Raw genomic sequence first — 26231 nt, 5'->3', positions numbered from 1 at the left:
AGTATGACTCATCTCTAATTATTTCGTACTTTTCGTTACAAAACGTCACCTCACTGTGAAACCGCTTACAAATGTTGCAAAGCAACAACACTGTGAGCAGGCGCACGTTTGTATCGATCCGGCGGGTGAGTGAGCCTGAGCTCGGATAGAATGGGCCGTCATAATCCAACAATAATGTCGGGACACCAGAGTCGTCCCCATCCTGTAACGAAGGAGTTGTTATGCAGCATACCCATGCGCTGGTCGGCGATGTCGGCGGTACCAATGCGCGTCTGGCCCTGTGTGAGCTGGCCACCGGTACTATCTCTCAGGCAAAGACCTACTCAGGTCTGGCCCATCCCGGCCTTGAAGCCGTGGTTCGCCTCTATCTGGAGGAACACAAGGTCGAGGTGGCTGAAGCCTGCATCGCCATCGCCTGCCCCATCAATGGTGACTGGGTCGCCATGACCAACCACAGCTGGGAGTTCTCCATCAGCGAGATGCAGAGCAATCTCGGGCTGGCGCGCCTGCAGGTAATCAACGACTTTACCGCGGTCTCGATGGCGGTACCGGTATTGGCCGAATCGGATCGCATCCAGCTGGGCGGCGCCGCACCGGTAGCTGGCAAACCCATCGCCATCTATGGAGCGGGCACCGGCCTTGGGGTTGCGCATCTGGTCAAGGCGGGCGATCAGTGGTTGAGCCTGCCGGGCGAAGGGGGTCATGTGGATTTTGCCGCCAACACCGAAGAGGAAGATGCGGTGCTGCAAGTAATGCGAGGCGAACTGGGCCATGTCTCGGCCGAGCGTTTCTTATCCGGCCCGGGCCTGGTCAATCTCTATCGCGGGCTGGTGAAATCCGATGGTCGTGAGCCGGAGCCGTTCGCCCCTAAAGACATTACCGAACGTGCGCTGGCGGGCGAGTGTCTGGATTGCCGCCGCACCCTGAGCCTGTTCTGCGTGCTGATGGGCCGCTTTGCCGGCAACCTGGCGCTCAATATGGGCACCTTTGGCGGCGTCTATATCGCAGGTGGGATAGTGCCGCGCTTCCAGGAGTTCTTCACCAGTTCCGGTTTCCGGGTTGCCTTTGAAGACAAGGGCCGTTTCAAATCCTACCTCAAGGATATTCCGGTATTCCTGATCACCCATGAAGGGCCTGGCCTGCTCGGTGCTGGCGCTTACCTGCGCCAGTCGATGGGGATTACCATCTGATTGGAAGGTGGAGTGAAGCTGGAACATCCGTGGTTCAGCATCGATTCAGTGTGGATGGCATATAGTAGCAGCACGTAACCAAGAGGGCCGCACTTCACAAGGAGTGGAAAGCGACTCTCATCCGCTGGATACGTTTGTCACCTGACAAGCCTGAACTGTTTCAACCGGCCTTCTGGCCGGTTTTTTTTATCTCTGAGATCGGACACTACTGGGCCAGCGCCTTCAACTGTGTCTTGTCGGGCGGGTTGTTCCAGTCGATGGGGCCATGGGTAAAGCGGTACTGCAACCGTGGCAAGCTGGTCTCCAGCCACTCTTCCCTAAAGTAGGCATACCCCTGATTCCAATCAGGATCATTGGCCCAACCGGTTTGCAGGAAGTAGAGGCGAGTGCCCTGCCCTTCCGGCACAAAGCGCAGACAAACCTGAGTCTTCTGCTGACGAATATGGGGCAGACTGGGCGGAAAATTCCAGCTAAAGCTGAGCAGATCATAGGGCATGACGGCCATGACCCTGCACCCTTCACTCCCCCGTTCACCCAGTGGAGCATCCGGCCTGAAGTAGATTTCGAAGGGGCCATTCGGTTCGGCTACCATCAAACACTCGGGAGCCAGAAAACTGCGCAGACCACTCTCTGTCGTCCAGGCGTGCCACACGTCATCGATATGAGCCGGAACAAAAATGTTGCCTTCAATCTGTTTATTGTCCATAAATCAACAATCCTCACGCCATCCATACAGGGGACTTCGGCAGTATAGCCCCATGACAAATGTAATGGACAGCCCTTAATCACACCCTTGTCATTTGCCCCAGATAACCTTGCCAGCGCGCAACAGGGAACAGTGACCGCCCTTGGGAGAGCATGATGATCAGGCGCATGGAAGAACGTGATATCACCCCGCTGGCCAAGCTGTTTTTACAAGGCCGCAGACAAACCTTTCACTGGGTAGACCCCTCCCTGTTTCACCTGGATGACTTTATCGAGCAGACCCAGGGAGAAGAGATATGGGTGGCAGAGCGAGGGGGGACTGTCTGTGGATTTATCGCCGTATGGCAACCCGAGCACTTTGTGCATCATTTGTACGTTGCGAGCGACTGGCATGGTCAGGGGATTGGGCGAGCGCTGCTCGAACATGGTCTGGCTGATAGTCCCTGCAAGGCATCACTCAAGGTGGCAACCCGCAATACGGCGGCCGTGGCCTTCTATCATCGGCTTGGCTGGCAGCATGGAAACGAGACCGGGTATTGCGAGATCACTGGCCCCTGGTGCAAGCTGTCTCGTGAGTAGACAACCGCACTCCAGACTGTCATGCATGGTCTCGGAAAGGGAAAATATCGATCCGGGCTTGCATGGCAGAATATGAGAACTCCACGACCACCCGTTGCGCGCGTGATCGCGACCACCGCTCGCACCGAGGATCCCCCGCAGGGCGTATGTGCTCTCTAGACCCGAAACAGCTTGAGCAGGGTATCGAGCTGACCGGAGAGCTGGCGCAAATCGCTGCTGGCTTCAGCCACTTGCACCACCCTGGCCGCGCTCTCGCTATTAAGGGTGGCAATCCTGTTCACGCTATGGCTCACCGCCTCAGCTACAGAATGTTGCTCTTCCGAGGCTTGGGCAATATACATGTTCATCTCGCGGATCAAACTGACCTGGTTTTTTATCTTCTCCACCGATATCTGTACATCAGCTGCTTCGGCTCCCGCACGAGAGGCCTGCTCCTGGCTCAGCAGCATCCCGGCACCAACATTCTGGGTCGCTTGTTGCAGCCGTTTGATGCTGGCACTGATCTCTTCGGTCGACTGACGGGTACGACCTGACAAGGTTCGCACTTCATCGGCCACCACCGCAAAACCGCGCCCCTGATCCCCAGCCCTCGCAGCCTCGATGGCGGCATTGAGCGCCAGCAGATTGGTCTGCTCGGCAATACCATTGATCACTTCGATAATATTGCCAATGCTGCTACTCTCGGTAGAAAGGGAACGCATCAGCCCCGCCACCCGTTCCACCTCTCCCACCAGCTGGCGAATCGCCTGATTGGCATGACCGGCCAGATTGTAGCCCTGCTCGACATAAAGGTTGGCCTCATCGGTCGCCGTAGCAGTCTTCACTGCATTACCTGCCACCTCCTGTACCGCCTGACTCATCTCGGTAATGGCAGTCGCGACCTGATCCAGCTCCTGTTGCTGGGCATCACTGGCGCCCCGAGTATCCGCCGCAAGGGTGTCACAACGTTCCGCGGTCTGCAGCACGCCGGCAGAGAGCTCGTTGATCTCCGCCACCATCTCCTGCAACTTGGCAATAAAGTGGTTGATGTTGGTGGCCAACGCGCCCATCTCATCCTGACGGCTAATCTTCAGACGCCGGGTCAGATCCCCCTCTCCTTTGGCCAGATCGAACACCGCCTGATTCATCTGATGAAGTGGTCTCAGCACATTGCGATGAATCAGCACCATCAGCAGCGCAATGATGCAGAGATCGAGCACAAGGATCTGCCAGACGGTAGTGATCAACTGCTGGCGCAAGTTGGCCTGAATCGCCGCATCACTGGTTTCGACCAGCAATCTGGCCACGGTATTTTTCTGGCCACTGTCGTCATAGACCAGATCATATCCCCCATAGGCAGCGGTATCGGCAGGCATGGCTGTCACGGGGGCTATGCTCCCCGCCGTGTCACGGGCAAACCCAGCAACCAGCTTGTCCTTGTTGACCACCAGCAGCGCACTCAGGATATCGGCCGCCAGCTCGGACTTGAGCGATGCCTCGATGAAGGCCGATTCATAATTCCACAGCGGGCCGGGCAGGGAGAGCTGCAGCCGGCCGATGGCCTGCTCGACCAGCTGAGCCTGTTTACTGTAGCTCTCTTCCCTCACCGAGCTGTAGTTATAACCACCAAACAGTACCAGTAGCAGACTCACCGACAGGGAGGTCAACACGGCAATCCTGAACTTCAGACTTTTCCAATCCATGACTTCCTCCCGGTATTAACGGCAGCAGGAACAGTAAAACTTACTGGTACTTGGCGTTGATTTTCTCGATGGTGCCATCCGCCTTCATGGCTGCGAGGATCTCGTTGAGCTTGGTGATGAGCTCATCGGGCGTATCCTTGTTAAACGCCAAGCTCATCTGGGTTTCCTTGAACACGAAGACCGGCTTGGGTGAGGCCACCTTCTCCTTGCTGGCCAGATAGGGGGCCAGATACTGGCCGGTAGCCCAGAGATCGATGCGACCTGCCTCCAGTTTTTTCACGTTGGCGGTATCGTTGGCGGCCAGCTGCAACTTGGCAAATCCCTGGGCCTTGAGATATTCGGCGGCCGCATCACCGTTATAGCCACCCACCGAATACTGCTTGGCATCTTCCAGCGACTTGACCGTGATATTGGCGGTCGAACTGGAGAAAAATACCCAGTTGTTATTGACCAGCGGCCCTACCCACTTGAACAGTGCTTCCCGCTCCGGAGTGCGGGTCGTGGAGTAGAGGGCGGTATTGGGAGTACCGAGGGTATCTTCGTACGCCCGTTTCCAGGGCATCAGGGTCAGCTTGTATTCGACCCCGGCACGCTTGAACAGTTCTTCGACCACCTCGGTCGATAGCCCGACAATCTTGCCCCCCTCCCCCTGCATGTTGAATGGCGGGTAATCCTCGGTCATCACGTTCAGTGGCGCAGCCTGAACAGCGCTTATCGCCATCATGGAAGAGACTGAAAAAATTGCACTTTTCCACAGCAGTTGATAGTTCATTGCAACCTCGCTTTGCTTGCCATTCATCCCTGAACATCCGCCGTTACCGATGGCGGTGCACGTCTGACCCGCTGGGGTCATGCCGGCTTTCACGGCTCGCCGCCCACCAACGTGCAGCAGCAAACAGATCCGGATTTTGCCTGTGCGCAACGAAACGCAACCGGCGAGGGAGGCTCACAACAAATCGAGGTGGAAACATGCCAGGGCAGCATGAGGGGAGTGCGGAGTGGGGCGGATAAGCCTCTGCCATACAACAGCGCCGTGGCAAAGAAAAAGCGCATCGTTTTATGACAGGGGTCTGGGAGAGAAATGATAGAAAACGCCAACATCCATTTTCCCATACTGCTCGAGGAGACCTCAGAGCCAAACCTGTCCTTTAGCTAAGGTCACGAAAAGAGATACGTCAAATGAGAATGCTAACCCCCTCATCTGCTTCCAAATTAGATTCCAGATGAGCTCCGTCGAGCCAAAAAGTGGCGCTAGATACCCGAAAATGAGAAGGCCACCGCGAGGTGGCCTTCTCCAAATCAACAATAAACGTCTGGTGAAACTCAGTCCTTGGCCGCGTCCATCACACCCTCTTCGGAGTGCGCAGGCAGGATCAGGTTGAGCAGGATGGCGGCAACAGAGGCCAGGCCAACACCGGCCAGCGCAAAGTCGCCAATCTTCATCTCCAGCGCACCGACACCGACGGTCAGAGTCACGGCGACGATGGCGATATTGCGTGACAGTCCCAGATCCACCTTGGATTCCACCAGCGTCTTGAGACCGATGGCAGCGATGGATCCGAACAACAGCAGCATGATACCGCCCATCACCGGCATGGGGATGGAGGTAAGCAGCGCATTGAACTTGCCAAAGAAGGCCAGAATGATGGCAAACACCGCAGCCCAGGTCATGGTGACCGGATTGAAGTTGCGAGTGATCATCACGGCACCGGTCACTTCGGCGTAGGTGGTCACGGGTGGGCCACCGATGAAACCGGCGAAGCAGACTCCGATACCGTCACCGGCCAGCGTACGGTGCAAACCCGGATCCTTGGTGTAATCCTTGCCAGTCACGCCACCAATCGCCAACACGCCACCGATATGCTCGATACAGGGGGCGATGGCTACCGGCAACATGAACAACGCAGCAGCCCAGTTGATCTCCGGGATTTCGAAGTGGGGCAGCGCCAGCCAGGGGGCGTTCACCATGCCATCGAAACTCACCTGGTCCATGAACACCGCCGAGACATAACCGGCAATCACACCGCACAGGATGGGGATCAGCTTGATCCACCCCTTGCAGAACACAGCTGCAATCAGGGTGACCGCCAGCGAGATACCGGCCAGCGTCAGCGCAATCCCCGCAGGAACCACCTGCTCACCACCGGCGCGGCCCATCGCCATGTTGCAGGCAACCTGCGCCACAGAAAGACCGATGACCATGATCACCGGGCCAATCACCACGGGCGGCAGCAATTTGTGCACAAAGCCCATCCCTTTTGCCCGGATCATCGCAGCCAGAATGAAATACATGAAACCGGCGGCAAACAGGCCAAACATGGTGGATGGCAATCCCCAGGTCTGGGTGGCGTAGATGATAGGGGCGATGAAGGCAAAGCTGGAACCGAGGAAAATCGGGACCTGGCGGCGGGTGCAGAGCTGGAACAACAGGGTGCCCACACCAGCGCCAAGCAGGGCCATGGAGGGGTTCAATCCGGTGAGCAGGGGCACCAGAACCATGGCACCGAAGGCGACAAACAGGATTTGCAGCCCGGCGACACTTTGCTTGACTAAGGAAAACATGGATGTCCTTAATTTTTTGATAACTGATGGAGATATTTATCACTTTTCAGTCATCACAAGACTTTTTTAAGGCGCAAAATGAACACAAATTCGTCACTTGCTACCTTTTACTGCTTGGGAAGGGCATGAAACTGGCTTTTTAGGCGGGATTCGTTGCTACAAGCATCGAGTATGCGATTTTACGCATTATTGTGACGAACGCCAATCGTTTTTCCATCATGTTTATTGTGCTCATGGTCAAAAATGCCGCCGCTTGGGAGCGCTCTATAATGGATCCTGTGAATCAAGATGGACAAGGAGTCTCCATGTCACAGCCCCCATTCAAAGCCAGCCAGCGCAGATTGCTTATCGGCTCGGCCATCGCTCTCGCCCTGTTTGCAAACCCGTTCAGTTATGATTTCGCCCACAATGAGTGGCAAATGAATCAGGCCTATGCCAAGTCCTGCTTTATCGCCGGCACTCGCATCACGATGGCCGATGGTTCCACCCGCCCCATAGAGACGCTGCGGGTCGGTGAACGGGTGCTGGATCAACACGGCGGCAGTAACCGGATCCTGGCGGTCGAACGGGTCATACTGGGCAAGCGCAGACTCTACGGGATCAATGATCTGCCCCCGTTCTTTACCGCTGAGCACCCTCTGCTGACCACTCGGGGCTGGGCAGCTATCTCACCGGCCATGACCCGAACCGAAAACCCGCAACTGGCGGTAGTGCCGCTATTTACCGGCATGCAGATAATGTGTCGCCCGGCACCTGTCATGGTGACGGGCAATCTGGCCCTGCAACCCCAGCCGGCATTACTGCTGGTTGAGTCACTCTGCTGGATAGAGGCACCTCCCACTACCGCACTCTTCAATCTGCTGCTCGATGGCAGCCACAGCTACATCGCCAATGAGCTGATCGTTCACAACAAAGATGGCGATGGTGGCAGCAGTGGTGGAGGCAGCAACAGCGGCGGAGGCAGCAACAGCGGCGGAGGCAGCAACAGCGGCGGAGGCAGCAACAGCGGCGGAGGCAGCAACAGCGGCGGAGGCAGCAACAGCGGCGGAGGCAGCAACAGCGGCGGAGGCAGCGACAGCGGTGGAGGCAGCAACAGCGGCGGTGGCAGCAACAGCGGCGGTGGCAGCAACAGCGGTGGTGGCAGCAACAGCGGTGGTGGCAGCAACAGCGGCGGAGGCAGCGACAGCGGCGGCGGAGGCAGCAACAGCGGCGGTGGCAGCAACAGCGGCGGTGGCAGCAACAGCGGCGGTGGCAGCGACAGCGGTGGTGGCAGCGACAGCGATGGGGGCAGCGATGACAGTGGCGGCCAAGGCGAGCATGCCGGCGGAGAGCAGCATGGTGGAGGTGAACGGCATGCTGGTGGAGAAAAACATGCAGGGGGAGAACGCCATGGGGGTGGCCGCGGATTTGGCAATGGCGTTGATGACAACGGTGTAGATGCCGTCGATGCCAATGGCAACAAGCTCAGAGGTGACGGCACCATCGATGACAACGGCGTGGATGCCGTCGATGCCAATGGCAACAAGCTCAGGGGTGATGGCACCATCGATGACAACGGTGTGGATGCCGTCGATGCCAATGGCAACAAGCTCAGGGGTGATGGCACCATCGATGACAACGGTGTGGATGCCGTCGATGCCAACGGCAACAAACTCAGGGGTGATGGAACCATCGATGACAACGGCGTAGATGCTGTCGATGCCAATGGCAACAAGCTCAGGGGTGATGGCACGGTCGATGATCGCCAGCAAGTGCTTACCGATGAGCAGGAGCGGGCGCTGCTCAACAACGGTTTTCGCCAACAGGGGCAACCATGATGCGTTATCTGCTACCACTCTTCCTGCTCGGCCTCGCTGGCTGCGCCACGGTCGACACTCCGCCGCTTTACCATCAGATGGATAAGGCAGATGTTCAACTGGCCAATCAGGCCCTTGCCAAGGCGCTGGAAACCCGCCCCAAAGGGCAGAGCCTCACCTGGTTCAATCCAGCCAACCGTCACTCGGGTAGCGTCACCCCGCTACGCACCTTCCGCCATACCAGCGGGGAGTGGTGTCGCGACTATCGCGAGCAACTCTATATCGGCAAGGCCAGCCAGCAGTGGCAGGATACCGCCTGTCGCAATCAGGAAGGGCGCTGGCGGCCATTGCGAACTTAGTGAATGCCACGGGGTAAACGAAAGGGGGTAGCAGCGCTACCCCCTTTTCATCTTTACCGACCCGTTATCCGAGCGGTGAATACGCGGTTATACCCGACGATAGGGCAGGTAAACCGGCTCCCACATGTGGTTGAGGATATGCTGCTGCAGATCCTGACCGATCAGCGGGTGGGAGGGATCCCGGCGCACGATATCCTTGAGCACTGCGGTGGCCACATGCACCGAGATGCTGCGCAGCTCGCGAATGCGAGGATAGACGGCCCCTTTCGCCAGGTCCACCTCACTCACGCACTCAGCCAGCGCAAAGGCGGCAGTAGTGAAGACATCGGGTGTGATCTCGCGGAGCTGGCTGACGATGGCCGCCAGACCTACACCGGGGAAGATAAAGACGTTATTGCCCTGCCCGACCCGGAACTCCTGCCCCTCGTAGCTCACATCCTTGAACGGACTACCGGTTGCAACGATGGCTTTGCCATTGCTCCAACGGTAGATATCTTCCGGCAGCGCTTCACAGTTGGCGGTCGGGTTGGAGAGCGGGAACACCATGGGGCGCTCGCAATGCTGCAGCATCAGCTGGATATGCTCTTCCTGGAAGGCCCCGCCCGAGCCGCTGGTACCCAGCAACACGGTAATGGGCACATGACGCAGCACATCGGCCAGATTGGCCTTGCCGGGCACCTCGGTATCCCAGCCCGCCAGCAGCAGCCCCGGCTTGGCGTAACGTCGCTTGTACTCGTCGAGCCCGTCCCGGTTGTCGCACACCAGCCCCTGGGTATCCAGAATGTAGATGCGATCGCGGGCCGCCTGCGGATCCATCCCCTCGCGGATCATCCCCGCGCAGATCTGATCCGCGACACCAACCCCGCCGGCGCCAGCTCCATAGACCAGATAGTTCTGCTGGCCCAGGGTCTCCCCCTTGACCTTGACCGCGCCGATAATACCGGCCAGCACCACGGCACCGGTGCCCTGAATATCATCGTTGAATGACGGCAGTGCCTGCTGGTAGCGGGCCAGATTGTTGAAGGCATTGGATTTGCTGAAGTCTTCCCACTGCAGCACGGCGTTGGGGAAGTGGCGCTTGACCCCCTGCACGAACTTGTCGATGAACTCTTCGTACTCCTTGCCACGAATACGCTTGTGGGGGCGGCCCAGATACATGGGATCATCGAGCAGTTTCTGGTTGTCGGTGCCCACATCCAGCGCGATGGGCATGCAGCAGGCGGGGTGAATACCGGCCCCCAGGGTATAGAGCGCCAGCTTGCCGATGGGGATGCCCATGCCGCCGACGCCCTGATCGCCGATCCCCAGAATGCCCTGGCTGTCGGTGACGACTATGATGCGGATCGATTTGGCATCGAAGTGACGGGCCTGACTGCCCATGTCATCCACGTTGTCAGGGGTGATGTAGAGGCCGCGCGGCTTCTGGAAGCGGTGGCTGAACTCCTGGCACGCCTTGCCCACGGTCGGGGTATAGATGTAGGGAGTCATCTCCTCCACATGGCGTGACAACAGGGCATAAAACAGAGTTTCGTTGCGATCCTGCAGGGCACGCAGGTTCTGGTACTTCTCGATATCGCTGCAAGCGCTCTTGAACCCCTCATACACTCGCTCGAGCTGGGCTTCAAAGGTTTGTACCTGAGGCGGCAGCAAACCATCGAGATCAAAATCGGCCCGCTCCTGTTCGGTAAAGGCCGTGCCCTTGTTGAGGTATCGATTGTTAAGCAGATCAGTGCCGGTCAGTGCAACGGGGCGAAAATCCTGTCCCTGTGCATCTTTCCACAGCAGATATTGTCCGGTAGCCATAGTCATTCTCTTTGATTTACGTGAAATTGCCGTTCGGCAGGAGAGCAAGACTCATAATGAAATCAATCATATGACGTTTACTCGATCGGTTTTGTGAGCTTGGGCATACCCTGTGGCCAAAATCCGCTCATCTCACTCCCCGAGTGATAAATATCCACGGAGAGGAATGAGACTCATGCTAGCATTGCGATCAATTCCGCAACGTTTCACCATGCCGCAGCCGGGAGTGACCTGATGCCCTCGACTTTTTCAGCCAGCTTTTGCCTCCTCTCGCCATGCGTCTGATACTGCTCCTTGCCCTGTCACAACTGCTTGCCTGCCAGTCGGCTCTCGCCGCACAGGGGAGAGAACTCAACATCATCGTGGGTGAATGGCCCCCTTTCGTCTCCGAGCAGTCAAAACAGCACGGGCCAGTGGCCCACCTCATCCGCGATCTGTTCAAGGAGGCGGGCTACGAGGTGAAGTTCCACTTCGCCCCCTGGGGTCGGGTCTATTCGCTGGCAGCCAACAGCCAGCTCTACGATGCCACCGCCGTCTGGATGCACAAGCCGGAACGTGAGCGGGATTTTCTGTTCAGCAAAGCGGTGCTGCAGGAGCAGTTTGTCTTCTTTTCACTCAAAACACGACATCTGCAAGCCGAGCGCCTCGAGCAGATCGTTGGCATGCGGTTGGGGGGCGATATCGCCTACAGCTACGGGCCAGAGCTGGACAAGATGGTGGCCGACGGCAAAGTGAGCCAGCAGCGTGTCACCGACGTGAAGCAGAATTTCGGCAAGCTGCTGCGCGGGCGGATCGACCTCTATCCGCAAGAGCTGCGGGTCGGTCTGGCCGAGTTGCAGAGTCAGCTCGACCCCGCCAGCGCGGCACTCATCACCCACAGTCAGACCCCTTTTCTGCGCAACGACAGCTTCGTGATGTTCCCGCGCAAAATGCAGGATTCAGCCAAACTGCGTGATCAGTTCAATCAGCAGTTGCAGCAGGCCATCGCCAGCGGACGTTATCAAACCTATTTCGACCGGCTGGCCCGGGGTGAATATTGACCGTGGCGAGGCAAAAACAGAGAGGATAAAACAACGGCGATGGCCTCTTGTGGCAGCCAGCGCCGTGATATTTGTCAGCTGCAGGCATTAGCCGCTGATGCCCACCTCCAGCTTGAACGGCGTCTTGGCCTTGCTGCTCTCGGCCGCCCCCATCTGGTAGACCCGAATGGTGTAGGTGCCCTTGGCAGGCAGGGTTGCCTCAAAGTTGTTCCCTTCTGTTGAGCCGATAAAAATCGCCTCCCCCTTGCTGCCCGGCGGCAAAATATTGAAGTAGGGCTTGCCGGTCAGGATCACCACCATGCTCTGGCCCTTGTTGGCCGTCAGCTTGTAATCGAGGGTCTGGCTACCTTGAATGGTGCCGTTGATGGTTGCCCCTGACTCCCCCTTCTTGAACTGCACCTGCTGGGTCTTGATCCCGTCAGCCGCCTGCGCCACGCCCGCAATACCACCGAATAGCGCAGATGCACATACCGCTGCCAGCCATGCTTTTCTCATCATTTGTCATCCCTTGTGTGAATGGATTCCCTGTTACTGTTGCTCAAGGTGGCCCAAAAAACCATCGCCGTTTGCGGCATCGCTCAATCAATTTGCCATCACGATCGACCCGCCATCAAAAGGGGCGCCGCAGCGCCCCTTCTCTTTACTCTTTGTCGACCATCAGCTTGATTTGCCCGCCTTGGGCTCATCGAGGGTGTGCTTCACCTCTTCATACCAGAGGTCGTGATGCTCCTTGGCCCAGGTCTCGTCCACCTCGCCGGTCACCATCCCCTCCAGTGCCCCTTCCAGTTGGAACAGGCCCATGTAGATATGGAAGATGAAGCCGCAGATAAGGATCAAGGCGCCTACGATATGGATGAAGCTGGCCCACTCCATCTGACGGCGCAGCTGGCCGAAGATGGGGAAATCAAGGAACAGCCCGGTCGCCACCACGATGCCGCCAAACCAGATCAGTAGCCAGAAGATCGCCTTCTCGCCGCCGTTGGAGAAGCCCGCCGAGGGGTGACTTCCCTTGTGCTTGCCGAGCATGCCACCAAACTTCATGAACCACTGCACATCCACCATGTTGACGATGTTGTGGCGGAACCACTTGATGAGCACCCCCATCAGGCAGAGGAAGAAGAGCGGCCCCACGTAGTTGTGGAACACCTTGGCAAACCAGATCCAGTTCTCCCACACCCCGAGGCTCACCACCGGCTTGATGAAGTACTTGCCGTAGATGATGGCCAGCCCCGACCCGGAGAGGGTCAGGAACATGGCCGCCGTGGTCCAGTGCAGCGCCCGATCCAGCCGGCTCCAGCGCTTGAGCTTGCGCCCGGTGCGCGGTTTGGAGAGCTTGGTCTGCCCCACCACCAGATACATCAGGCCACACATGGCGAGCGACCCGAAGATAGCGATGGCACCGAGCGGCGACACCCACTTGGTCTTCACCTCGAACCAGAGCTGGCCCGGCACCGAGATAAGCACTCCGTGCTCCGGCGAGCGGGAGGTGGTCACCCCCTCCTGCCCATCCTTCACCGCACGCCAATAATCGGCGCCGGCAAAGCCGACCGCCTCTTTCTCGGCATCGGCGAAACTTGCGGTACTCACCAGCAGCAGGGCAGCAAACAGGGCCATTAGCCAGGTTTTCATGCCGCCCCTCCCTGCTTGTTCAGCTTGCTGGCATCGTGGAACAGCTCATCGCCATTACCCCAAGCCGCATCCTTGGCACCACGATAGGCGACCCGCTCGCGGAAAATGTCGGAGATGACCTGCGCATCCCCAGCCAGCAGTGCCTTGGTGGAGCAGAGCTCGGCACACATGGGCAGCTTGCCTTCGGCGATGCGGTTGGCACCGTACTTCTGGCGCTCCGCTTCGCTGTGATCCTCTTCCGGGCCACCGGCGCAGAATGTGCACTTGTCCATCTTGCCCCGATCACCAAAGGCGGCGGTCTTCGGGAACTGGGGCGCCCCGAACGGGCAGGCAAATAGGCAGTAGCCGCAACCGATGCAGAGATCCTTGTTGTGCAGCACTATGCCGTCGTCGGTGTGATAGAAGCAGTCGGCCGGGCAGACCGCCATGCAGGGGGCATCGGTGCAGTGCATGCAGGCGACCGAGATGGAGGTCTCCCCCGGTAGGCCGTCGTTGAGGGTCACCACCCGGCGGCGCTGGATGCCCCACTCCAGGGCATCGTCGTTCTCGTTCTTGCACGCCGTCACACAGCCGTTGCATTCGATGCAGCGCTTTGTGTCACACATGAATTTCATTCTGGCCATGGGATCAGGCTCCTACTTTGCGAAAACGGCACAGGGTGACCTTGGTCTCCTGCATCTGGGTGACCGGGTCATAACCATAGGTGGTGACTATGTTGACCGACTCCCCCAGCACATAGGGGTCAGACCCTTCCGGATACTTGGATCGCAGATCCTTGCCCTCGAAGTGGCCGCCGAAGTGGAACGGCATAAAGGCGAGCCCCGGTTTGACCCGCGGGGTCACCAGCGCCTTCACCTTGACCCTGCCCCCTTCCGGCCCCTCGACCCACACATCCTGACCATCGCGCACGCCGACGTCGTTGGCATCCGCCGGGTTCATCTCGACAAACATCTCCTGCTGCAATTCAGCCAGCCAGGGGTTGGAGCGGGTCTCGTCGCCGCCCCCCTCGTACTCCACCAGACGGCCGGAGGTGAGGATGATGGGGAACTCCTTGCTGACATCCTTCTCCTGCACCGAGGCGTACTGGGTCGGCAGGCGCCACAGGCTCTTCGAATCAGGCCAGGTGGCGTAATCGGCCAGCAGATCCCGGCGCGGGGTGTAGAGCGGCTCGCGGTGCTTGGGCACCTGATCCGGGAAGGTCCACACCACGCAGCGTGCCTTGGCATTACCGTAGGGGACGAAGCCGTGCTTGATGGCGACCCGCTGGATACCGCCGGAGAGGTCAGTCTTCCAGTTCTTGCCCTCGGCCTCCTTCTTCTCGGCCTCGGTCAGCTCATCCCACCAGCCGAGCTGTTTCATCAGGTCGGCAGTGATCTCGGGATAACCGTCTTCCACCTCGCTCCCTTTCGGCCAGGAGTCTTCGGCCAGCAGCGAGACGCCCTGATACTCGATGCCGAAGCGGGCGCGGAAACCGCCACCGCCTTCCGATACCGGAATGCTGGTGTCGTAGAGGATATGGCTACCGGGGTGCTTCATCTCAGGGGTGCCCCAGCAGGGCCAGGGCAGACCGTACACTTCACCGCTGACCGGGCCGCCCTCGGCCTTGAGGTTGGTCTTGTGGAAGGTGTGCCAGTTCTGCTGGTGCGCCTTGAGCCGCTCCGGGCTCTGGCCGGTGTAGCCCACACTCCACATGCCACGGTTGTATTCGCGGGTGATGTCTTCCAGCAGTGGCTGGTTGTTCTCCACCTTGATGTGCTTGAACAGCTGGTCGGCAAAACCTAGCTTCTTGCTCAGCAGATACATGATCTCGTGGTCGACCTTGGATTCGAACAGGGGTTCTATCACCTTGTCGCGCCACTGCATGGAGCGGTTGGTGGCGGTCACGGAACCATAGGTCTCGAACTGGGTGGTGGCCGGCAGCAGGTAGACGCCGTCGGTGCGATCGTTCATTACCGAGGCGACGGTAGGGTACGGGTCGACAATCACCATCATGTCGAGCTTTTGCATCGCCTTCTTCATTTCCGGGCCGCGAGTCTGGGAGTTGACCGCATGGCCCCAGTAGAACATGGCGCGGATGTTGGAGCCCTGCTCGATGAGATCGGCGTTCTCCAGCACCCCGTCCACCCAGCGGGAGACCGGAATGCCGTTGTTGTTCATCGGCAGCTTGCCGTTGTAGGCCTTGTTGTCAAAGCGGGCCTTGATCCACTCGTAATCCACATCCCACACCCTGGCCCAGTGCTTCCAGGAGCCCTCTTCCAGCCCGTAGTAGCCGGGCAGAGAGTCGGAGGTGACGCCAAAGTCGGTGGCCCCCTGCACGTTGTCGTGACCGCGGAAGATGTTGGTGCCCGCCCCGCTCTTGCCCACGTTGCCGAGAGCCAGTTCGAGGATGCAGTAAGCACGGGTATTGTTGTTGCCGGTGGTGTGCTGGGTGCCACCCATGCACCAGACCACGCAGCCGGGGCGGTTGTCGGCCAGCAGTTTGGCGGCGCCATAGACCTGCTGTTCGTTGAGGCCGGTTACCCGCTCAACTTCCGCCGGAGTCCAGCGCGCCACCTCTTTTTGCACCTCGTCCATGCCGTAGACGCGGGTGCGGATGAACTCCTTGTCTTCCCAACCGTTTTTGAAGATGTGCCAGAGCATGCCCCAGATAAAGGCGACGTCGGTGCCCGGGCGCAGGGAGAGGTACATGTCCGCCTTGGCGGCGGTACGGGTGCGACGCGGGTCGACCACCAGGATCTTGCAGCCGTTGCGCTCTTTCGCCAGCAGGATGTGCTGCATGGCGACCGGGTGGGCCTCCGCCGGGTTGGAGCCGATAAACATGATCGACTTGCTGTTGTGCATGTCGTTCAGGCTGTTGGTCATGGCGCCGTAGCCCCAGGTGTTGGCGACGCCAGCGACCGTGGTGGAGTGGCAGATCCGCGCCTGGTGATCCACGTTGTTGGTGCCCCAAAGCGACGCCATCTTGCGAAACAGGTAGGCCTGCTCGTTGGAGTGCTTGGCGGAGCCGAGCCAGTAGACGCTGTCGGGGCCGGACTCCTTGCGAAGGCGCAGCACCTCGTTGCCCACCTCTTCGATGGCTTGATCCCAGCTGATGCGCTGCCACTTGCCGCCCACCAGCTTCATCGGGTACTTGAGGCGACGCTCGCCGTGGCCATGCTCGCGCAGGGCCGCCCCCTTGGCGCAGTGGCCGCCAAGGTTGAAGGGGTGATCAAAGGCAGGCTCCTGACCGGTCCAGACGCCGTTTTGTACCTCGGCATAGACGCCGCAGCCCACCGAGCAGTGGGAACAGATGGTGCGCTTCACCTCGACCGGCACCCCGGCCGCCACGGTTTTGGCCTCGGCCCGCTGCATCATGGCAGGGGCCAGCCAACCGGCGGCCACGGCGCCACCGGCTACCAGACCCGAGTTGACCATAAAGGCGCGGCGGGTCAGCCCCTGACCGCGAACAGTATCATTGCCCTGCTCGCCCGCCTGGGGCTGCTCGGCACGTTTTGTCAGTTTCATGAATTCTCCTTCACTGATCCGGCTCAGTCAGTGCCGCGCAGGGTGCGATAAAAGTCGTGAACATGGGGGGTCTCCCGATAGCCCTTGTCAGGCTCGGTGTCGTGGGTCAGCACCTCTTTGCCCACCACCCGACCGGTGGCACCGGCCAATACGCCTATGGTGGCGACCACGCCAACTCCCTTGATCAGATTGCGGCGGGACGGGTCTTTCAGCTTTTCATCGCTCATTCTTGTGACCTCTGTTGTTGTTCTTGCCGGCGCCTGCGCGCCAGCTTCGCGTCCAATGGGATATCTCGTCTGCTCGTTTATGCGCAGCTCTTGTTATGCGCAGATAGGGGCATTCAGCCCGGCACCACGCAGGCGCCAAACGGCAGGCGCAATTCGTTTTCCAGCTTGAAGAAATCTTCGGCAAGGGCACCGACCGCCCGGTAGAAGCTGCCCCCTTTCGCCTGTTGCTGATCGCGACAGCAGGCGAGTACCCAGGGGGCAAGGTGGCGCTCATAGAAGCGGTTGCGCTCCGGGTGCTGCTCGCCAATCAGTACCGCCATTACTTCACACAGGGCGGCCAGATGATCTTCCGGCTCGCACACTCCGCTCTGGCGCTCGAAACCGAGGGACTGCAGATCTGCGCGCAGCACTGCCAACGGCAGCTCCATCAGGGAGCCAGTGAGATACCAGGAGGCAAACGGCACGATCTCCCCGCGCCCCAGCCCGATAAAGAGATCCTGATACTCCTCGGCAAGCTCGTTTTCGTGGTGGCTACTGGCCGCCAGCTGCACCAGCCCCAGCCCTCTGGCAAAGGGGCCCGGCATAGCCTGCAACCCTTGCAGCCAGGCGAGCTGTTCACCACGGGGGGCGGCGCGCCAGAGGCTTGCCAGCAGGGCGTAGAGATCGGCGCTGCTCTGTTCCAGTTCGGTCATGGTCAGTTCGCCAGCCTTTTCGTTATGTTGTTCATTCATTACTGGCCCCTCATACCTTGAGCTGGGAGACGGGATCCGCCGCCAGCGCGGCAAACACATCCTTGACCCGACAGTCCTCGCACATCAGCAACCGCTGGGCGGCCTCGTTCTGGAAGTGGGAGTGACCGGCCAGTTTTTGCTGGATGCGGCGGATCATCGAGGCGGGCGCGAACGGCTTGGAGCAGCGAATGCAGCAGGCCGCCTCTTCGGCTTTCAGGCTCTGCACGGCGCGGCGCGCCTCGGGCACGGGTTGCAGGCGGGGCACCAGTACGATGGCCTGCTCGGGGCACGCCTTTTCACACATGCCGCACTGGATGCAATCCTGCTCGATAAAGTTGAGACCCGGAGTGTGCCCCACCGCATGCAGGGCACGGCTCGGGCAGACCGCCACGCAGCCCATGCAGAGGGTGCAGTCAGACTCTTTGAGTTCCACACTGCCGTATGGGGCACCGTGGGGCACCGCCAGCGGCTCGCGGCTCCCCTCATTGGCCTGCCAGAGGGCATCGAAAGCGGCAAACAGGTTTTCCCGTTTGCCCCCTTTGAGCGGCTTCTCCAGCAGGGCAAGGGCTGGTTCACCGGAGATCGGCTTATCTTGTTCGGCATCCGGGTTAAACAGGGCAATACGATTGGCAGCAAGACCAGCGCCCGCCAAGAGCACTGTGGCGCTCGCCAGCTCCCGCTCAACCAATGCCCGCACGCTAGCAGGGACATCCTCGCCCAGCACGATGCGCACCGCGCTGGCACCGTAGGCGAGTGCCGCGAACCAGCTCTCGATACCCAAACTCGCGCTCTCCTCCACCCAGACCGGCAGCCAGTTGGCGGGCAAGCGGGTGAGCTCGGCTTCCACCCATTTGCGCTCGTTTTCACCGGCGATCAGCAGTTGGGGCGCTTCACCGCCCGCCTCCCGGTAGTGCTTGAGCAGGCGCAGCAAGTAGTCTCCGCTGGTGTTGGCATCGGGCTGGTGATAGGCAATCGCCCCGGTCGGACAGGCTGAGGCGCAGCTGCCAAAGCCCTGACAGAGATGGGGATCGATCTGGATGCGACCATTGATGGGCTTGAGGGCATCGGTAGGACAGACATCGAGGCAGCGGCTGCAACCGGGCACGCCGCGAGCGGTAAAGGCGCAGGCCTCGGAGTCGAGACGAAAATAGCGCGGCTTGTCGAAGATACCGGTCAGGGCACAGAGCTCGGTGAGCCGTTCGGCCAGCCCTTGGTCATCGGCAAGATGCAGATAACCGACCGGCGGGCGCTCCAGCGCAAAGAGCGGGGCGCGGCCCAGATCGGCCACCAGATCGAAGCGCTGTTCGCTACCAACAACCGTTTGTTGTGGAAAGCAAAGCGCCGCCAGATTAACCCGCTCACCCTGCCCATTGAGGCCGGTGAGCTGGAACTGCCCCAGATACCCTGTCAGGCTCGGCTCGCGCAGGGTCAGGGCCGCGAGGGATGCGGTGGCATCAAAAATGGTTTCGAGATCGGCCGCCTCGGCATCGTGGACCGCTTCGGTCACCAGCAGAGTCGGCTTCACCCCGGCGGGCAGCAGGCTGGCGGCGCGGCGAATACGATCTTCCGGGCCGACCAGCAGCAGGCGCCCCTGACTCTGGTAAGAGACAGTAGCCGGGATCAGGTTGTCGGTCTTGACCGTATGCTGCAGGGCATAGGCGCGAGCGCGCGCGTTATGCTCGGCCGCCCCCGCCCCATGGGCAAGATTGGAGGCCAGATTTGGGCTCAGATTTGGCAATATTTGTTCAGTGCTCACATACACTCCTGCGCGCGCCACCTCATGGGATGGGCGCTTGTTGGTAAGCCGAGAGAGCAAGAGGCGAGCCAACTCCCCCGGAAAAAAAGTGACTGACAGGGAGTCAGGATCCTGAGGGTTCCATTCCCCCACCTTTGGTTGGGACATTTTGTCCACCACAGGAAACCAAAATGTCCCGATCGTCGGTGTGGGTTTGAGAATGGTTATCAGCCAGCTCGTGCGGCTCGGCGGCAGGTTCGCTGGCAACCGCCACCGGTTCAGCAGATCCGCTGGCCGGATTGGCCGACTCGCTCTCCGGGGAGATCACCTGATCCACCAGCCAGTTGCGCAGCCCGGCGGTCAGGGCCGCAGGCAACACTTCGGGCTGGCTAAAATCCTGGGTGTAGTCGTCGAGTCCATCCGGCTTGTGGCTGCGAAACATGGCCCGCAGCGCCTCCCTGTCGGGGAGTTTTGCCTTGCCCGGCTGGGCTGTTGTTAGCGGCGGTTCGCCACTCTCTGCCCCCTCAACAGCAAGAGGTTCACAGCTCCCCTTGTCAGTGCTGACTACGGGGCTATCCAGCGCAGTATCTGGAGTTTCAGCTTCGCCACTGCCTTCGATGGGGGCTGCAACCGCCTCGGGAATGGCCTCTTCCCGTGGCTGCAATACCTGATGCTTGCGCGCCTCACTCTTGCGAGACGACCAGCGTTTGAGGAACTCACTCATGGGCGCTGTTTCCGGCCTTGGTTCCGGCACAGGTTCCGGCGTCGCTGCCACGCTCACGACCATCGGGGCCGGTGGGTTTCACGGCGCCGCAGCTGGCTTGATCCTGGCTATCGACTCCCAGCTGATCCTGGGCCCGCCCCTTGCCCTTCTTGCCCTTGCGACGGGCCTCCAGCAGCTCGCCGTGGCGGCCGATAAAGGCCTCCACCCAGGCTTGCAGCGCTTCGGGCAGCGGGCAGGAGAGCACCTGCCGCTCGCCATCCATATAGGCGGCGGCCACGGTCTGGCTCAGGGTCAGGCCGTCGGCCACAAAACCACTGTCCACGCGGCTTCCGGTGACAAAGAGGCGGGGCGAGCCGGAGCTCAGGTTGAAGCGATAATCCCCCCGCTCATCGCGAAACAGGGTAAGGGGCAAGGCACCGGCAGACTCCGGTTCGGCTGGGTGGAGCGCCGCAATCTCGAAACGGCGGCTCTGCCAGCGGCCAACCTGGCTGTCGATGGCCTTTAACTCCAGTTGCAGCCAGCGCTGCGGGGGCAAGGTATTGATTGTCTCTTGCACTGTCACGGCTCCCATCAGAAGGTCTCTGCCGAGCCGCCCTCCCCCGTGATCCACCCCGTTCGAGGCGGTTCAGAGCAGGGGATTCAGGGCGGCCACGGCCATCTATGGGATAAGACTTAGCAAGAGTGGGGCCAAGGCGGGATGTGGCTTTCCTTCGAGGAGAGCAGGACACGTAGCACTTCCAATACGCGACCGTTCGAATACACTTCGCTATTCGAATCTACAGCCCTACGTTTTGCCAAAAAGGTAGGTATTCCAAGTTTTATAAAATATTTGGTTACACCTGTTTTGGACTGGCGGATTAGCTCTAACTTGATGTAACATGCCCCATACGACACCCATAAAAATCAATGCAAGAAATTGCTTGCCAATAAAAAGCATCGGCAACTGCAATTCACTGATGGGAGTCATGATGTTGGTGAGATGAAAATTGATTTAAAATATGAGAGGTCAGATTATATATCTGCTCTTTGATATAAATAATTATCTCACTTTTAACAAGAAAACTAAAAGATGGATTATAACAATGAAGTTTAACACTAAAAAAATTTTGGCATTCTCTACAGCATTATTGTTAAATAATTCCGCCTCTGCTGGCGACTTCTATATACATGATTCTTTTAGCTCAAATTCACTATCCAACTGGAATATCTACAACCAAACCTCCGAAAAATCTGACATAAAAGAGGAAAATAGCTCTCTAAAAATTGTCACTCGGAACCCGCTGAAGGATTTCAAATTTTCTGGTGTATCAAAAACGTTTGAACCAAAGAGAAATATTTCTTTGAGCACCGTTGTGCAAGGAGATTTTTCAAATTTGTCCAACATCAACCCTAGGGCTTACATTCAAATTTCTAATCTAGATGAAACAGAGGGAACATCCCTTGTTATCGGTAGAGATGGGGATAATTTCTGGGTTTCACAAGTTTGTATAAATAATAATGGATGCCTCCCACCCAAAGGACGTTATAGCAATATGTCAAAACTTCGACTCTCGATCATGAAAGTCGATGACATGATTAGAATGTATGTGAATGGCGACTTGGTTTATAGTGGCACGACGTCTTTGCAAGAAGTGAGTAAGGTTGTGTTGGGGGCGGGGGGAGCTAATACACAATATACTTTCCCTGTTTATTTCAATGAGTTCAGCTTGCATAGCGGAAACTAGTTTGATTTTTTAATTAACTGGGCCTTACATAGGTTAACAAAACCTACTTTTAAGGCCCTCTTCTTTATTTGTCACGTGCTGTAAAAATAATCTTCTATATCTCGGTCCACTTAATAGGTATCCAGCGGACTATCCCTTCCCCCATCATATTAAGTAAGCTCTATAACCCAGCTCGTTAATCTTCTCGGTGTGGATAATTCCTGTTTCATCAAGGTCATAGGTTAAACCTGTGCCTCGTTTGAAAGTAATCTGGAACAAAACTTGCTCTATCCCTCCCCTTAGATCCCGGCAACCGGTCGCGAGGGGCCCATGACACCGACCTTTATCAAAAGCAATGCTGCCGCCCAGCTCACCATGGCCGTCGAGGTGATGGATGAACAGGGCACGATGAACACCCGCCAAATCGCCTGTGAGCGGCCACTGACGGTCTACCTCAACTGGAAGGAGATAGTGACCCTGATGACGCTGGGAGCCCGCCCCGAAGCGCTGGTGCTGGGTTATCTGAAAAATCAGGGTTTTATCGAGGATATTGCAGCCATAGAGTCGGTGATCGTCGATTGGGAGAGTGAGGCCGCCGCCGTGGTGAGCAGCCAGCAGGCAGCCGATCTCGACAAATCCTTGGAGAAGAAGACGGTCACCTCCGGCTGCGGTCAGGGCACCATGTATGGCAGCGTGATGAAGAAGCTCGAAGGGGTGGTTTTGGCAGCGCCCGAGCTTAAACAGAGCACCCTCTACGCCCTGCTCAAGGCGCTGTCGGCCCATAACGAAACCTACAAGATGGCCGGTGCTGTGCATGGCTGCGCCATCTGCCGCGGCAGCGAAATCCTCTCCTTTGTCGAGGATGTGGGGCGCCACAATGCGGTGGATACCCTGGCGGGCGAGCTCTGGATGAGCGGCGAAAGTAGCAGCGATAAAATCTTCTATACCACAGGGCGGCTCACCTCGGAGATGGTGATCAAGGTGGCGCAGATGGGCATTCCGGTGCTGCTGTCGCGCTCCGGCGTCACCCAGATGGGGCTGGATCTCGCCCGCCAGCTCGGCATCACCATGATTGCCCGCGCCAAGGGGCGCCATTTCGAGGTCTTTAGCGGCCACAACCATATCGTGCTGGACGAGAAGCCGCCGGTGCTGGCGCCCGGTTCAACCGGTCGCGGGATGCGGGATTAAGCCATGAACGAGTTTATGAACGTCAAGCAGGTGGCGGAATACCTCGATCTCAACGAGAAGAAGGTCTACCAGCTCGCCAACGAGGCGCGCATCCCCGCCACCAAGGCGACCGGAAAGTGGCTGTTTCCCCGCTCCCTGCTCGATCGCTGGCTGCTCGGCAGTTGCCACGAGGGGGTGATGAACGACCGGCTGCTGCTGGCGGGCTCGGACGACGTGCTGCTGCACTACGCCAGCAGCCGCTTGGCACAGCAGCTCGGCACCCAGGCACTGGTGGGCTACACCCCGTGCGGCACCCGTCAGGGGCTGGCGATGCTGGCGCGCGGCCATGTGGATCTGTGCGCAATCCACTGGGGGCAGGCCGAGGAGGCCCACCTGCGCCACCCGGCGCTGGTGCAGCAGTATCAGGGCCACCGGCAATGGGTGATCGTTCATGGATTCAGGCGGGTGCAGGGGCTGGTGCTGCGGCAAGGGCTGCACCCCAAGGAGGCGAAAGAGGCGCTCGACTGGCGCTGGGCTATGCGTCAGGAGGGGGCTGGCAGCCAGCGCGCCCTGCAGGAGTGGCTGCAAACGCAAGGGGAGTCGCTGACCCGGCTGGAGCGCACCCTCGAGGTCAACAGCGAGCGGGAGCTGGCCGCCGCCATCAGCCGCGGCGATGCGGATGTCGGGCCCGGCGCCCAGAGCACCGCCACCGAGTTTGGCCTCGGCTTTATGCCGCTGTCGCAGGAGTGCTTCGATCTGGTGATGCCGCAGGGGGTCTTCTTTCGCACCCTGCTGCAACAGCTGATCGGCTGGCTGCAATCCCCCGAGGGACGCGAGCTGGCGGCCCGCCTCGGCGGCTATGACCTGACCCAGAGTGGCAAGCTGGTGTGGAGCCCGCAGTAAATAACCACTCACCCACCGACAAAACAGCCCGCCAACCATGTTGACGGGCTGTTTTTATCACGGGCCTTTTTATAACAGCATCAATCGCTTGTCTCACGCCCCTCGGCATTGAGCGCAATGCGCCACCCTTCCAGTTTCGCGGGCTCGCTACCGCTGGGCAGCAGGGCGTGGCTGCGCAGCCGCACGGTAAAGCAGCTCCCCTGCCCCGGGGTGGAGTCCACCAAGAGCTCCCCACCCCAGCGACTGATGATGCGGTGGCTCAGGGCCAGCCCCAGACCGGTGCCGGTGGCGCGAGTGGTGAAGAAGGGGTCGAAGATCTTGTCGATAATGGCCGCCTCGATGCCGCTGCCGTTATCGATCACCCGCACTTCTGCCCCGCGCAACTGACCGAGTTCATCGACCCAGTCGCGGCTCTCGACCCGGATCTCCCCCTGCTCTCCCAGCGCGTGGCTGGCGTTGACCAGGAGGTTGATCAGCACCTGTAGCAGCTGCTGACGATCCGCCTCGATGGGCTGCTGGGCCTTGAGATCGGCCACCAGCTCCACCTGCTGCTGACGCAGGGCGGAGCGCACCAGGGTCAGGCTCTCCTCGATGATGGGATTGAGGTGCTGCCACACAGGCGCGGTCTCGTAATCGCCGGGGCGAGAGTATTGCAGCAGGCTGCGGGTGATGGCACGAATGCGCTCGATCTGGGCCAGCACCAGTGCCAGCTCCTCGCTAACCGGCTCGGCCGCCTCCCCCAGCTCCAGCTTCATCAGCTCCACATTGCCGAGGATCACCGCCAGCGGATTGTTGATCTCGTGGGCCACCCCGGCCGAAAGCTCGCCAAGGGCCGCCAGCTTCTCGCTGATCAGCAGCTGCTGGCGCGCCTCGGTCAGCATATGGATATGATCTTCCAGCTCCACAGTCTTGAGCTCGAGACTTTGGGTGCGTTCAGCCACCTTCTGCTCCAGCTCGTCGGCGCTGCGGGCCATCTGCTGCTGATGCGCTTCTTGCCTGTCCAGCATGGCGTCGAACTGGCGACCGAGCTGGGCCAGCTCGTGGTCGGGATCGAGCGCCAGCGGGCCGATTCGAGCCGACTCCCCGGCCTGCACCTGCCGCACCACCTTGTGCATCCGCTCGATGGGGGAGAAGAGATCCCGCGCGCCGCGATAGACCAGCAGGCCGGAGAGCAGCAACAGCAGCACCACGCCGGAGCCCAGCTCCACCAGATTGGTGAGGTAGGTGCGGATGATGGGCCACTCGAGAAAGCCCACATAGAGCATGCCGAGCCGCTCGCCCCTGGCTCCCAGCAGAGGCTCGTAACCCGAGACATACCAGGCGTCGTGGACGAAGGCGCGGTCAACCCACATCTCCCCCCGCCCCAGCACCTGCTCGCGCACTGGCGGCGAGACCCGGGTACCCACCGCCCGGCCAACCTGACGGCTGCTGCTGACCGGCACATTGGTGCTCACCCGCAGATCGTCGAGAAACAGGGTAACGGTGCCGACGCTGCCATCCGGCAGGGTGTTTTTGGCAAACACCTGACCCTTGAGCTCATCCACCAGCCGGGTGCTGCCGTTGACAAGCTCACCCCCCTCTAGCACGGCCCAAAGGGAGCCGTCGCGGCCCATCACCGGCGTCAGCGAGAGGCTGATCAGCCCCCTGTCCTCCACCACCCTGGTGCCATCCCGGTGCCACAACACAGCCCGCTTGGCAAGTTGCGGGGAGAGGGCGAGCATCTCCTGCTGTGACCAGACCACGAAGTGACTGACGCTGCGCCCGGCCGTGAGGGCGGCGCGCTCCTGCGCCGTCAGCTGATCCAGCTCGGGGCCACGGCGCAAGCGCAGAAAATCGAGACCATAGTTGGCCGCCAGCGGCATCACCCAGTCATGCAACTGATCCGGCGATTCCCGCAGCCGAAGCTGAAAGGCCCAGGCATCGCGTAGATGCTCGAGATGCTCTGTCTGGCGCTGCTGCTGCACCGTGATGGCGTGGTGGGCCACCCCAAGATCGCTGCGCACCGTGGTGAGCAGGTTCTGCCAGCTGTAGGTGAGAGTCCAGTAGAGGGTGAGCGCGATCATGCCCACCAGGGTGAGCATGATCGGCACCGAAGTAAGCAGCAGCAGGCGCCAGCGTACCTTGGTGCGCACGCAACGGGGCAACAGGGCGCGCATGCAGCGGGAGAGCAGGGTCAGCTTCATCGCCACCCC

Annotated in this window: 23 protein-coding genes; 8 read left to right on the top strand and 15 right to left on the bottom strand. The window is 59.5% G+C overall.

The features are described from left to right. Positions 1 to 221 precede the first annotated feature (221 nt). Positions 222 to 1190: a glucokinase gene (gene glk, locus I6L35_RS12215; protein WP_216978294.1), complete on the top strand. Its 969-nt coding sequence runs from the start codon at positions 222 to 224 to the stop codon at positions 1188 to 1190. Between the two features lie 205 nt (positions 1191 to 1395). Here the strand turns inward: glk and I6L35_RS12210 are convergent, their stop codons facing one another. Next, the gene (locus I6L35_RS12210) at positions 1396 to 1896 is read right to left on the bottom strand and encodes an SRPBCC domain-containing protein (RefSeq protein ID WP_005347626.1); all 501 of its coding nucleotides are present in this window, start codon (positions 1894 to 1896) and stop codon (positions 1396 to 1398) included. A gap of 155 nt (positions 1897 to 2051) precedes the next feature. Between I6L35_RS12210 and I6L35_RS12205 the strand changes: the two genes are divergently transcribed. Next, complete coding sequence (locus tag I6L35_RS12205; RefSeq protein ID WP_216980278.1) at positions 2052 to 2474, top strand: GNAT family N-acetyltransferase; 423 nt, start codon at positions 2052 to 2054, stop codon at positions 2472 to 2474. Positions 2475 to 2629: 155 nt separating this feature from the next. Here I6L35_RS12205 and I6L35_RS12200 read toward each other — a convergent pair whose 3' ends face one another. From I6L35_RS12200 to I6L35_RS12190, 3 genes are all read right to left on the bottom strand, one after another. Continuing rightward, complete coding sequence (locus tag I6L35_RS12200) at positions 2630 to 4156, bottom strand: methyl-accepting chemotaxis protein (protein ID WP_216978293.1); 1527 nt, start codon at positions 4154 to 4156, stop codon at positions 2630 to 2632. A 40-nt stretch (positions 4157 to 4196) separates the two neighbouring features. Further along, the gene (locus I6L35_RS12195; RefSeq protein ID WP_216978292.1) at positions 4197 to 4928 is read right to left on the bottom strand and encodes an ABC transporter substrate-binding protein; all 732 of its coding nucleotides are present in this window, start codon (positions 4926 to 4928) and stop codon (positions 4197 to 4199) included. A 551-nt stretch (positions 4929 to 5479) separates the two neighbouring features. Continuing rightward, positions 5480 to 6718, bottom strand: coding sequence for a uracil-xanthine permease family protein (locus I6L35_RS12190; protein ID WP_216978291.1), 1239 nt, complete (start codon positions 6716 to 6718; stop codon positions 5480 to 5482). Positions 6719 to 7023: 305 nt separating this feature from the next. On the opposite strand from I6L35_RS12190, the gene I6L35_RS12185 reads away from it, so the two are divergent. Beyond that, complete coding sequence (locus I6L35_RS12185) at positions 7024 to 8535, top strand: Hint domain-containing protein (RefSeq protein WP_216978290.1); 1512 nt, start codon at positions 7024 to 7026, stop codon at positions 8533 to 8535. After that, positions 8532 to 8873: an RT0821/Lpp0805 family surface protein gene (locus I6L35_RS12180; protein ID WP_216978289.1), complete on the top strand. Its 342-nt coding sequence runs from the start codon at positions 8532 to 8534 to the stop codon at positions 8871 to 8873. The genes I6L35_RS12185 and I6L35_RS12180 overlap by 4 nt, the downstream gene beginning before the upstream one ends. Before the next feature lie 87 nt (positions 8874 to 8960). Here I6L35_RS12180 and I6L35_RS12175 read toward each other — a convergent pair whose 3' ends face one another. Next, entirely contained in the window at positions 8961 to 10676 is a 1716-nt protein-coding gene (locus I6L35_RS12175; RefSeq protein WP_199428280.1) for an NAD-dependent malic enzyme, read from the bottom strand. A gap of 275 nt (positions 10677 to 10951) precedes the next feature. Here I6L35_RS12175 and I6L35_RS12170 point away from each other — a divergent pair, with 275 nt between their 5' ends. Continuing rightward, positions 10952 to 11716 carry an ABC transporter substrate-binding protein gene (locus I6L35_RS12170; RefSeq protein WP_216978288.1) on the top strand — a complete coding sequence of 255 codons (765 nt, stop codon included), beginning with the start codon at positions 10952 to 10954 and terminating at the stop codon, positions 11714 to 11716. Positions 11717 to 11803: 87 nt separating this feature from the next. On the opposite strand, the gene I6L35_RS12165 is transcribed toward I6L35_RS12170, so the two are convergent. From I6L35_RS12165 to I6L35_RS12125, 9 genes are all read right to left on the bottom strand, one after another. Beyond that, a complete protein-coding gene (locus I6L35_RS12165) occupies positions 11804 to 12214 on the bottom strand; it encodes a DNA breaking-rejoining protein (RefSeq protein WP_235674998.1) in 411 nt (136 codons plus the stop codon). A 159-nt stretch (positions 12215 to 12373) separates the two neighbouring features. Then, complete coding sequence (locus I6L35_RS12160; RefSeq protein WP_005334792.1) at positions 12374 to 13345, bottom strand: formate dehydrogenase subunit gamma; 972 nt, start codon at positions 13343 to 13345, stop codon at positions 12374 to 12376. Further along, on the bottom strand, positions 13342 to 13968 hold the full coding sequence (gene fdh3B, locus I6L35_RS12155) for a formate dehydrogenase FDH3 subunit beta (RefSeq protein WP_005334799.1): 627 nt from the start codon (positions 13966 to 13968) through the stop codon (positions 13342 to 13344). The genes I6L35_RS12160 and fdh3B overlap by 4 nt, the downstream gene beginning before the upstream one ends. 4 nt (positions 13969 to 13972) lie before the next feature. After that, positions 13973 to 16849 carry a formate dehydrogenase subunit alpha gene (locus tag I6L35_RS12150; RefSeq protein ID WP_216978287.1) on the bottom strand — a complete coding sequence of 959 codons (2877 nt, stop codon included), beginning with the start codon at positions 16847 to 16849 and terminating at the stop codon, positions 13973 to 13975. Between the two features lie 23 nt (positions 16850 to 16872). Then, positions 16873 to 17076, bottom strand: a complete 204-nt coding sequence (locus tag I6L35_RS12145) for a transcriptional initiation protein Tat (RefSeq protein ID WP_021229865.1) — start codon at positions 17074 to 17076, stop codon at positions 16873 to 16875. 113 nt (positions 17077 to 17189) lie between these two features. After that, a complete protein-coding gene (locus tag I6L35_RS12140; RefSeq protein WP_216978286.1) occupies positions 17190 to 17807 on the bottom strand; it encodes a molecular chaperone in 618 nt (205 codons plus the stop codon). A gap of 10 nt (positions 17808 to 17817) precedes the next feature. Beyond that, positions 17818 to 19563, bottom strand: a complete 1746-nt coding sequence (locus tag I6L35_RS12135) for a 4Fe-4S binding protein (protein ID WP_216978285.1) — start codon at positions 19561 to 19563, stop codon at positions 17818 to 17820. A gap of 103 nt (positions 19564 to 19666) precedes the next feature. Beyond that, positions 19667 to 20266 (bottom strand): DUF3306 domain-containing protein, encoded by a 600-nt coding sequence (locus I6L35_RS12130; RefSeq protein ID WP_216978284.1) that lies wholly within the window; start codon positions 20264 to 20266, stop codon positions 19667 to 19669. Continuing rightward, entirely contained in the window at positions 20259 to 20837 is a 579-nt protein-coding gene (locus I6L35_RS12125) for a DUF3305 domain-containing protein (RefSeq protein WP_216978283.1), read from the bottom strand. Before I6L35_RS12125 ends, I6L35_RS12130 begins: the two co-directional genes overlap by 8 nt. Before the next feature lie 511 nt (positions 20838 to 21348). Between I6L35_RS12125 and I6L35_RS12120 the strand changes: the two genes are divergently transcribed. From I6L35_RS12120 to I6L35_RS12110, 3 genes are all read left to right on the top strand, one after another. Beyond that, complete coding sequence (locus tag I6L35_RS12120) at positions 21349 to 21990, top strand: hypothetical protein (RefSeq protein WP_216978282.1); 642 nt, start codon at positions 21349 to 21351, stop codon at positions 21988 to 21990. Positions 21991 to 22299: 309 nt separating this feature from the next. Next, the gene (locus I6L35_RS12115; protein WP_216978281.1) at positions 22300 to 23157 is read left to right on the top strand and encodes a formate dehydrogenase accessory sulfurtransferase FdhD; all 858 of its coding nucleotides are present in this window, start codon (positions 22300 to 22302) and stop codon (positions 23155 to 23157) included. Between the two features lie 15 nt (positions 23158 to 23172). Then, a complete protein-coding gene (locus tag I6L35_RS12110; RefSeq protein WP_216980277.1) occupies positions 23173 to 24039 on the top strand; it encodes a helix-turn-helix transcriptional regulator in 867 nt (288 codons plus the stop codon). A gap of 80 nt (positions 24040 to 24119) precedes the next feature. On the opposite strand, the gene I6L35_RS12105 is transcribed toward I6L35_RS12110, so the two are convergent. After that, positions 24120 to 26222: a HAMP domain-containing sensor histidine kinase gene (locus I6L35_RS12105; protein ID WP_216978280.1), complete on the bottom strand. Its 2103-nt coding sequence runs from the start codon at positions 26220 to 26222 to the stop codon at positions 24120 to 24122. Positions 26223 to 26231 lie beyond the last annotated feature (9 nt).

The sequence above is a fragment of the Aeromonas sp. FDAARGOS 1405 genome (genome assembly GCF_019048265.1).
Lineage (GTDB): Bacteria > Pseudomonadota > Gammaproteobacteria > Enterobacterales > Aeromonadaceae > Aeromonas > Aeromonas veronii_A.
This window is presented reverse-complemented; position numbering and strand designations above follow the sequence as displayed.